The sequence below is a fragment of the Paraburkholderia jirisanensis genome, from assembly GCF_054782355.1.
This window is the reverse complement of the sequence record NZ_BAAGSQ010000033.1, coordinates 1,230,546-1,239,273: the sequence shown is the minus strand read 5'-3', so window position 1 is coordinate 1,239,273 and position 8,728 is coordinate 1,230,546. Positions and strand designations below refer to the sequence as shown.

At 60.0% G+C, this 8,728-nt stretch carries 10 protein-coding genes; 7 read left to right on the top strand and 3 right to left on the bottom strand.

Features of this window, described 5'->3' with window-relative positions:
* The 5 genes from ACYVNQ_RS37585 to ACYVNQ_RS37565 form a co-directional block, all read left to right on the top strand.
* The coding region (locus ACYVNQ_RS37585) for a manganese catalase family protein (RefSeq protein WP_460909938.1) at positions 1-612 on the top strand (612 nt) is incomplete at its 5' end.
* A 113-nt stretch (positions 613-725) separates the two neighbouring features.
* A complete protein-coding gene (locus ACYVNQ_RS37580) occupies positions 726-1,220 on the top strand; it encodes a YciE/YciF ferroxidase family protein (protein WP_460909935.1) in 495 nt (164 codons plus the stop codon).
* Between the two features lie 247 nt (positions 1,221-1,467).
* The gene (locus tag ACYVNQ_RS37575; protein ID WP_460910934.1) at positions 1,468-1,719 is read left to right on the top strand and encodes a hypothetical protein; all 252 of its coding nucleotides are present in this window, start codon (positions 1,468-1,470) and stop codon (positions 1,717-1,719) included.
* 47 nt (positions 1,720-1,766) lie between these two features.
* Complete coding sequence (locus ACYVNQ_RS37570; RefSeq protein WP_460910932.1) at positions 1,767-3,059, top strand: Nramp family divalent metal transporter; 1,293 nt, start codon at positions 1,767-1,769, stop codon at positions 3,057-3,059.
* 101 nt (positions 3,060-3,160) lie between these two features.
* A complete protein-coding gene (locus tag ACYVNQ_RS37565; RefSeq protein ID WP_460910930.1) occupies positions 3,161-3,880 on the top strand; it encodes a hypothetical protein in 720 nt (239 codons plus the stop codon).
* 51 nt (positions 3,881-3,931) lie between these two features.
* Here the strand turns inward: ACYVNQ_RS37565 and ACYVNQ_RS37560 are convergent, their stop codons facing one another.
* Positions 3,932-4,144 carry a hypothetical protein gene (locus tag ACYVNQ_RS37560; protein WP_460910928.1) on the bottom strand — a complete coding sequence of 71 codons (213 nt, stop codon included), beginning with the start codon at positions 4,142-4,144 and terminating at the stop codon, positions 3,932-3,934.
* Between the two features lie 218 nt (positions 4,145-4,362).
* Positions 4,363-4,761, bottom strand: a complete 399-nt coding sequence (locus ACYVNQ_RS37555) for a response regulator (RefSeq protein ID WP_460910926.1) — start codon at positions 4,759-4,761, stop codon at positions 4,363-4,365.
* A 135-nt stretch (positions 4,762-4,896) separates the two neighbouring features.
* Between ACYVNQ_RS37555 and ACYVNQ_RS37550 the strand changes: the two genes are divergently transcribed.
* The gene (locus tag ACYVNQ_RS37550) at positions 4,897-6,015 is read left to right on the top strand and encodes an ATP-binding protein (RefSeq protein ID WP_460911272.1); all 1,119 of its coding nucleotides are present in this window, start codon (positions 4,897-4,899) and stop codon (positions 6,013-6,015) included.
* 84 nt (positions 6,016-6,099) lie between these two features.
* Here ACYVNQ_RS37550 and ACYVNQ_RS37545 read toward each other — a convergent pair whose 3' ends face one another.
* Positions 6,100-6,375, bottom strand: coding sequence for a hypothetical protein (locus ACYVNQ_RS37545; RefSeq protein ID WP_460910924.1), 276 nt, complete (start codon positions 6,373-6,375; stop codon positions 6,100-6,102).
* Between the two features lie 255 nt (positions 6,376-6,630).
* On the opposite strand from ACYVNQ_RS37545, the gene tkt reads away from it, so the two are divergent.
* Positions 6,631-8,673, top strand: coding sequence for a transketolase (gene tkt, locus ACYVNQ_RS37540; protein WP_460910922.1), 2,043 nt, complete (start codon positions 6,631-6,633; stop codon positions 8,671-8,673).
* The last annotated feature ends 55 nt before the right edge of the window (positions 8,674-8,728 follow it).

Genomic DNA, 8,728 nt, shown 5'->3' with positions numbered 1-8,728 from the left:
GACGAGCAGGCAGAACTGTACCGCAAGCTCAATGCCGCAGGAAACGACAGTCACGTCACCCAGCTCCTTCATGGTGGTGGCCCCGCGTTGACCAATTCGGGAGGTGTTCCGTGGACGGCCGCCTACATTGACACGATCGGCGAGCCGACGGCCGACCTGCGTTCGAACATCGCGGCGGAGGCCCGGGCGAAGATTCTCTACGAGCGGCTGATCAATGTCACAGACGATCCAGGTATTCGCGATGCGTTGGGCTTTTTGATGACCCGTGAAGTCGCACACCAGAAATCATTCGAAAAAGCGCTGTACGCGATATCGCCCAATTTCCCTTCGGGAAAGCTGGCGCCAATGCCCGAATTCGCGAGCACCTACTTCAAGATGTCGCACGGCGGGACGGTGGTGGGAGCGCCCTGGAACAGCGGTACCGGGCTCACGATGACGGATGGCGGGCCGGCCGTGGACGGCGGGGACGGCAATGCCTGGGTCAATCTCGATCCTGCCGAGAAAACGTCACTCTCGGCCATGGCGGCGCGTCTTCAGTCAGATCCAGACAGTGACCCGATGACCGGCGCGGAACTCGGAAGTGCGGAGGCCGTTTCCGACGACCTGAAGTGACGGGACGCAAAGCTGTTTTCGATACTGAGGCGATTGTTGACCGGCCCAGGGTCGGCGACAAATCGGGCCAGTATTGCACCACACATCGATTTTTTCTGTTCACGGAGCAAACCATGACCATCAAGACTATCAGCGATCTGTTTATCCATTCGCTATCCGACATATACAGCGCGGAGAAACAGATGACGAAGTCACTGCCGAAGCTTGCGCGCGCGGCGACAAATCCCGATCTGAGCGCTGCCTTTCTGACTCACCTGGAAGAGACGCGAGGCCAGATCGAGCGGCTGGACCAGGTGGTTGAATCTTGCGAGATCCGGCTCAAGCGGGTCAAATGCGCCGCGATGGAAGGGTTGGTCGAGGAAGGTCAGGAGCTCATCGATGGCGTCGAGCGTGGGCCGGTCCTCGATGCGGGACTGATTGGCGCCGCACAAAAGGTGGAGCATTACGAGATTGCCGCCTATGGTGCAATCATCGCGCTTGCGAAACAGCTCGGAGAAACGCATGCAGTCACCCTTTTGCTGCAGACATTGAAGGAGGAAAAAGCCACCGACGAGAAGCTGTCTCTCCTCGCTGAGGAGGAGGCGGCAGCCGAAGCGCTAGGTAAGTGAGTTGCACCGGTGCGGGCGCGCGTCACCGGTGCCGGATAGTACGCGCGTTTTCAGGAACGCATCATGAAAAAAGAATGGATGCTTGCTTATCAGGTGCTGGTGTGGACGGGTGCGCTCATGCTTTCCATCAGCGGGTGGACGTGAGCAACAGCCGGCTGAGGGCTCATGCTGGCCTCAGCCGATCATTGTCCTGAATCGATGGGGGGCCATCATGAAGCGGCGACATCTGGTTTTGTCTGGAGTCGTGATGTCGACGGCGTTGTCGGGCTGTCAGACCGACCCAGACCCAGCGACCGCACAGTTGCGGAAAGAAGGCCGGTCGCCCGCGTATGTCGAGGGCTACCAGGATGGCTGCCAAAGCGGATACTTCGCCGCGGGCGATCCGAAGTTCAAGCTCGTGAGGGACGCGACACGTTTTAACTACGACACACAATATGTCCAGGGCTGGAACGTCGGCTTTAGTGCGTGCAAGGCTAAACAGCAGGGGCCAGCAGGATGAGATCGGGGCGCCCGGATCCAGCTCCGCCGGGTTCGGGCAAAGGGACAATGGACCGTAGTTTGCCGGAGGTGCACCGGTCTATCGGGGTGCCCGGGCGAGGTCGGTGGGTCGGGCGCTTTCTTGCGTTTGCGGGCCCGGGCTACCTGATTTCCGTCGGCTACATGGATCCAGGCAACTGGGCGACGGATATCGCCGGCGGTTCCCGCTTCGGCTATACGCTGCTTGCGGTCATACTGGTATCGAACCTGATGGCGATCTTGCTGCAGGCGCTGTCGGTACGGCTCGGCGTTGCCACTGGGCGCGATCTCGCGCAGGCCTGCAGGGCGAACTATTCGAGACCCGTCAATATAGGATTGTGGGTCGCGTGCGAGGCGGCAATCATTGCGTGCGATCTGGCGGAGGTCATCGGCACGGCGATCGCGCTGCAGCTGCTGTTCGGCATACCGTTGATAGCGGGTGCGATCATCACCGCGCTCGACGCGTTTCTGTTGCTGCTCCTCATGAATCGGGGGTTTCGCTTCCTTGAAGCATTTGTCATCACACTGCTGCTCGTAATCGCCCTGTGCTTCACATTCCAGATCGTAGCTGCTGCGCCTCCGGTTGCTGCTGTGCTGCGCGGCTTCGTGCCGTCGCCTGAAATCGTCACGAACCCCGAAATGCTTTACCTGGCCATCGGCATCATCGGTGCGACTGTCATGCCGCACAACCTGTATCTGCACTCGTCGATCGTGCAGACGAGAGCCTACCCGGAAACCGAAGCGGGGCGCCGCAACGCGATACGCTGGGCGACCGTCGACAGCACCATCGCGTTGATGCTCGCGCTCTTTATTAACGCGGCAATCCTGATCGTTGCCGCTTCGACATTTCACAAGGCCGGCCACACCAACGTGACCGAAATTAGCGAAGCGTTTCGACTGCTGTCGCCGCTGCTCGGTCTTGGCGTTGCTTCGACGTTGTTCGCGGTTGCGCTGCTCGCGTCCGGATTGAATTCCACGGTCACGGCAACGCTTGCCGGTCAAATCGTGATGGAAGGCTTTCTGAAGCTGCGCATTCCGGCCTGGTCAAGGCGCCTTCTCACCCGCGGTATCGCGATCGTACCGGTAGTCGTGGTGACGGCGATCTACGGCGACAAGGGCACCGCACACCTGCTTCTGCTAAGCCAGGTGATTCTTTCAATGCAGTTGCCGTTTGCAGTGATCCCACTGGTACGGATCGTCTCCGACAAACGGCAGATGGGCGCATTTGTCATTCGCACGTGGGTCAAGACGCTCGCGTGGCTTGTGACCGCGGCGATCGTGGCCCTTAACGTAAAGCTGCTGGCCGATACCGCCCTGCGGTAGATTGGCTCCGCCGGTCGGGTACAGCGGTTGCGCTCGCTTTGGTAGAACGCGGAAAACGCTGCGTTCATATATTTCGGACCTCAAACCAGGCAGGCATATCCATGAAACTTCTGACCACCCAAAGTGGGCTACCACGCGTCTCGTGGGGCTCCGTATTCGCAGGCGTGATTCTCTCGCTTGTCGCATACCTGATTCTAAGCGTGCTCGGCGCAGCGATTGGCATGTCCGCGCTCGCACCGCTTTCCCGGCTCAATCCGTTGCAGGGTTTTGGCTTCTCCTCGGGAGCGTACCTGATCGTTATGACGGTGATCGCCGTTTTTGTTGGCTCCTACTTCGCGGGTCGATTCGCGCCCGTGCTCGGATGGCTGCATGGGCTGCTCGCCTGGGCAGTCATGATTCTGATGGTCATCTACGGAGCGTCGTCCCTGCTTGGCAGCGCGGTGAACGTCGCTGGAAATGTAGCGTCGACCGGCGCGACCGTCGGCGCAACGATGGACAGATCCGGAGCCGACGGATCGATGGCAAGCGCATTGACGCAACGGGTCCAGGGTGCAATTGCTTCTGCCACATCGGAAGCGTCCAGCCCACAGGCGCAAGCTGAAGTTCGACAGGCGGCCGACACCGCTGCACGCAATGTGGCGCGCGCGTCATGGTTCTCGTTTGCGGCCCTGATTGTGGGTGCAATTATCGCTATTGTTTCGGGACATGCGGGCTTTCGTCACCAGCCTCCGTTCGAAGAGGCTGCCGGCCCATCGACGGGTAACCTGCCGCTTCGGCGCGATGCAACCCGTGGAGCGATTCCTGGTCGTACCGTCCCTTGAGCGAGTCATCGCTTACCCAATGGGAAGATTCGTGTAACCCGGCTGCTCCAGTTATTCAGCACACTCGAATGATTCCCGGCGCAACTCGCGCGCCCTTTTTCCATCCGTACGCGCCTCTGCTTCCGAATGGAATACCGTCTCGCTAAACGCGATCACCTTCTTGCCTACGCCATGCAATCGCTCAATCGTGAGCCCCCAATGCCAGCCACCGTCCTGTTCGAACACGTGAAGCGTCAGTTGGTGAAACGAGCGCGGATCGTTCACAGGTGCCTCCGCAAGATGTGACGCGTACTGGCCAGATGCCACCGCCCCCTGTGATCCAGCATAGGCCGATAAATGCTGCGTCGCAACATCAATTTTGATGGCCCGCCGCGATCTCCCTCGGCGGTGATAGCTGTCTTCCTGTCCGTCGATAGCCGGTGAGCGGCGTATTAACTGCCGCTCGTCGTGCTGGACGCTCTAACGGGTGGTTGAACTAGCGTTCACGGCTTGTGTGTGGCAGCACGGCTGAGATGGGCAGCTATCGCAGCCAGAATGACCGGCAGATCTGCGGGTTTTGCAAAATGGTGGTTGAATCCCGCACTCAGTGACTTTGCCATTTCGGCCGGCGATGTCAGCGCGGTAACAGCAACCAGTAAAGGGGCCGGTTTGAATTGCAGGTAGCGGATCTCCCGCGCGACCGCTCGCCCGTCCATCCCTGGCATCTGGACGTCGAGCACGACAGCGTCTGGATGCCACGCACTGTACTCTGCCAAGGCTTTCGCACCGTCTGCCCGCGCGCGGGTTTGGTATCCCTGCGCGTCGAAGAACAGGACGTATGCCGCCAGCGTGTCCGGATCGTCGTCGGCGATGAGCAGACGCACAGCGCTTCGGGTCGGCATCGAATTCTCCTATTGCAATACAGTCAGCAATGGGTGGACCCGGAGGCGAGCGATGTCAGTTTGCCAATAGCCGTTGATTCCGTAAAAATGGCTCACCACAGGACCGGAATCTTCCGGTCCGACTTTGGGGCATACATGCGATTAGCCGACTTCATCCTCAATCACATGGAAGCCATTCTTTTGCGATGGGAGGCGTTTGCAGGCACGCTGCTGCCAGCAGCGACCGACATGAAACCGTTGGCCTTGCGCGACCACGCGAAGCAGCTTCTGGTCGCCATCGCAAAAGATCTGTCCACTCCCCAAAGCGGGGCCGATCAACTCGAAAAATCCATGGGATGGGCGCCTTTGCAGGCCGGTGTGCCCGACACGGCGGCACAAACGCACGCCGTCCTGCGCGCGCGAAGTGGCTTTGACATCAACCAGCTGGTTGCCGAATATCGCGCCTTGCGCGCCAGCGTGCTTCGACTATGGATGGACGGATTTGAGCCCGATCCTCATCACCTGGATGACGTCATTCGATTCAATGAGGCTATCGATCAGGCAATTGCCGAGTCGGTGAAATCGTTCAGCACCCACGTCGACCAGGCGCGAAATCTGTTGCTGGGTATGCTGGCGCACGACATGCGCAGCCCGTTACAGACCATTCAGGTGACGGCGTCGTATCTGGCGGCGCTCGATGCCGGCGAAAAGGTGTCGGGGGCAGCGTCCCGCCTGAACAGAAGCGGCGTACGCATGCGGGCGTTGCTCGATGACATGGTTGACTACAACCGCACCAGGCTGGGTCTTGGTATCAGTATCGCGCCTGCTCGCGCCGATCTGGCCCAGCTCTTTGCCGATGAGCTTGACCAGTTGCGAGTCGTGCACCCGGACCGTCAGATCGATCTGGACGTGGTCGGTGACTGCCGTGGTGTCTGGGATGGCAGGCGCCTGCAGCAACTGCTCGGCAATCTGGTTCTAAATGCGATCAAGTACGGGGCGCAAGACGCGTCGGTGCGGGTGGCAGTTGCCAGTGAAAATACCGAGCTGCTGCTCGAGGTAAGGAATGTTGGGGACGCCATCGAGCGCTCAACCCTCGACCGGATCTTTGATCCTTTGCAACGCGGCCCCAGTCAGCGAGGCGGAGATGCTAATGGTAGTCTTGGGCTCGGACTATATATCGCGCGCGAGATTGTCCGGGCGCACGGAGGCGAGATCATCGCGCGATCCGATGATGCGGAAACCGTGTTTTCCGTACGCCTGCCTCGTGGCGAATAGCGCTTCAACGGCAAATGCTGCTCACTACCTACGCTTCACGAAGCGTCACGATTTCTTCGTACGTACGATAGACAATCGCAAGAGCTATGTTGCTGCCGCGTCGCCGGCAACCGGATCGATATAACATCCGTCGATAAATCTCTGCGCTTGCCTCTCTGCATACGCGAACGCGGCGTCGTGTGAGAGAAAATTCAGCTGCTCGGGCAAGCTCGCAATCAGCGATGCTGAATGGTCTTCAGAAAGGATCAACCAGGAGACAGCAAACCGGAGCTGCTGGCCGCCAAGGGAAGCAGACTTCGACGGGGAAACCTTAACGTCGACGATATAGCCACGATACGGTGCGCAGGATTGATTTTGCATGATGGTCCCCTTTGATTCAGTCGCCCGTAGATGAAATCTAACAGTAGCACTCCACGTGCCCGCGGATGACTGGCATCGGAGGGTGAGGCGCGGTCCTTGCTGGTTTTGATAACACTGGCACAGGGCACTTGAATCTGGAACACCCGTCTTCGAATTCGGCTGTCCAACACTCTGCAACCGCGATGCCGCCGTTTCAGGTGTCTCATCGCAAGACTGCTCAACCGGACCGCAAATCGTTAATCACAGGAGTTACGCATGACAGATACACATGCTTCAACCGGCAACAGCAAAAGCGTCCCGGCTGCGCGAGATCCGCACCTGCGAGAGCTGGCCAACTGCATCCGGTTTCTGTCGATGGATGCAGTGCAGAAAGCGAAGAGTGGCCACCCGGGTGCTCCGATGGGTATGGCCGATATCGCAACCGTCCTCTTCAAAGACTTCATGCGGTTTGATGCGGCAGACCCGCACTGGGTCGACCGTGACCGCTTTATCCTGTCGAATGGGCATGCCTCGATGTTGCTCTACAGCCTGCTGCATCTCACCGGCTATCGGGATATGCCCATCGAGCAGCTGCAGCGCTTCCGACAGGTTGGCAGCAAAACGCCGGGACATCCCGAGTATCGTCACGCCGACGGTATTGAACTGACCGCCGGGCCACTCGGCCAGGGTCTCGCAGAATCAGTGGGAATGGCGCTGGCGGAGCGGATCATGAACGCGACGTTCGGCAATGCGCTGATCAACCATTTCACCTATGTCTTTATGGGCGACGGCTGCCTGATGGAGGGCATCAGCCAGGAAGCCATATCGCTGGCGGGTCATCTGAAACTCGGTCGTCTCATAACTTTCTGGGACAACAACTCGATCTCGATCGACGGCGCGACCAGCCTGTCCGTATCCGACAATGAAGTCGAGCGGTTTCGGGCCTCCGGCTGGCATGTGCTTGAAATCGATGGGCACGACACCGATGCTATTCGCGACGCGATCGAAGCTGCACAGTCTGTCACCGACCAGCCCTCGATGATCGCCTGCAAGACCATCATCGGTTTTGGGTTTCCGACCAAGGCCGGCACACAGAAAGCGCACAGCGACGCTCCCGGCGAAGACGAAATCGCGGGCGCCCGCGACATTCTGGGCTGGCGCTCGCCCCCGTTCGTGATTCCGGACGATCTGCTAGACGAGTGGCGCGCGATGGGAGCCCGGGGCGCCACGTTGCGCCGCGAATGGGCCGACCGTGTGAGTGAGGCGCCAGCGTCGTTGCGCGAGGAGTTTGAGCGCCGCAACAATGGCGAATTGCCGTCCGGCTGGAAGAGCGCGATTGCAACAGCGCGACGTGAGTTTATCGAGAGCGCGAAGCCTCTGGCCACGCGTCAGGCCAGCGGCGCAGTGCTGAATCATCTGTTCGCCGCAGTTCCGGAGCTGCTGGGCGGGTCTGCGGACCTGACTCCGTCTAACAATACCAAGGCGACCAACCAGGTGGAGATACGCGCTGGCGATTACGCAGGTTCATACGTGCACTATGGCGTGCGCGAGCACGGCATGGCTGCCGCGATGAACGGCATTGCGTTGCATGGCGGGCTGATACCGTACGGTGGCACTTTTCTCTGCTTCTCCGATTATTGCCGGCCGGCGATCCGGCTTGCGGCGATGATGCGTATCCGGACCACGTTCGTGATGACGCACGACTCGATCGGTCTTGGAGAAGATGGCCCGACTCACCAGCCTGTTGAGCACCTGGCCGCGCTGCGAGCCATTCCACACCTTGCAGTCTACCGGCCAGGCGACGCGGTGGAGACTGCGGAATGCTGGGAGCTCGTCATGGACCAGCCACGCCGCGCGGCGGTGCTCGCCCTGTCGCGACAGCCTTTGCCGCTGCTGCGCAGCGAGGCATCGACCGATAACCGGTCCGCTCGGGGCGCTTACGTGCTGCTCGATGCAGAGGGCGGAGCACGGAAATTGACCTTGCTCGCCACCGGATCGGAACTGCACCTGGCCGTGCAGGCACGGGAGATTCTTCAGCGCGACGGAGTGCCGACCGCCGTTGTGTCGATGCCATGCAGGCTGTTGTTCGAGGAGCAAGACGCCGCGTATAAAAAGTCTGTGCTGGGTGAAACAGCTGCACGTGTTGCGGTCGAGGCGGCAGTCGAGTTGGGCTGGGAACGGTACCTCGGAACTGCCGGCCGGTTTGTCGGCATGCACGACTTTGGCGAGTCCGGAAAAATCGACGACGTCTATCGGAAATTCGATATCACGACTGATGCAATCGTTCGTGCCGCACGTGCGGTGCTGGCGGCGGAGTGAGGTCCGGCGTAGACCGTTCCGGGGAATGCCAGCAATCGTCAGGCTGGCGTCCAGT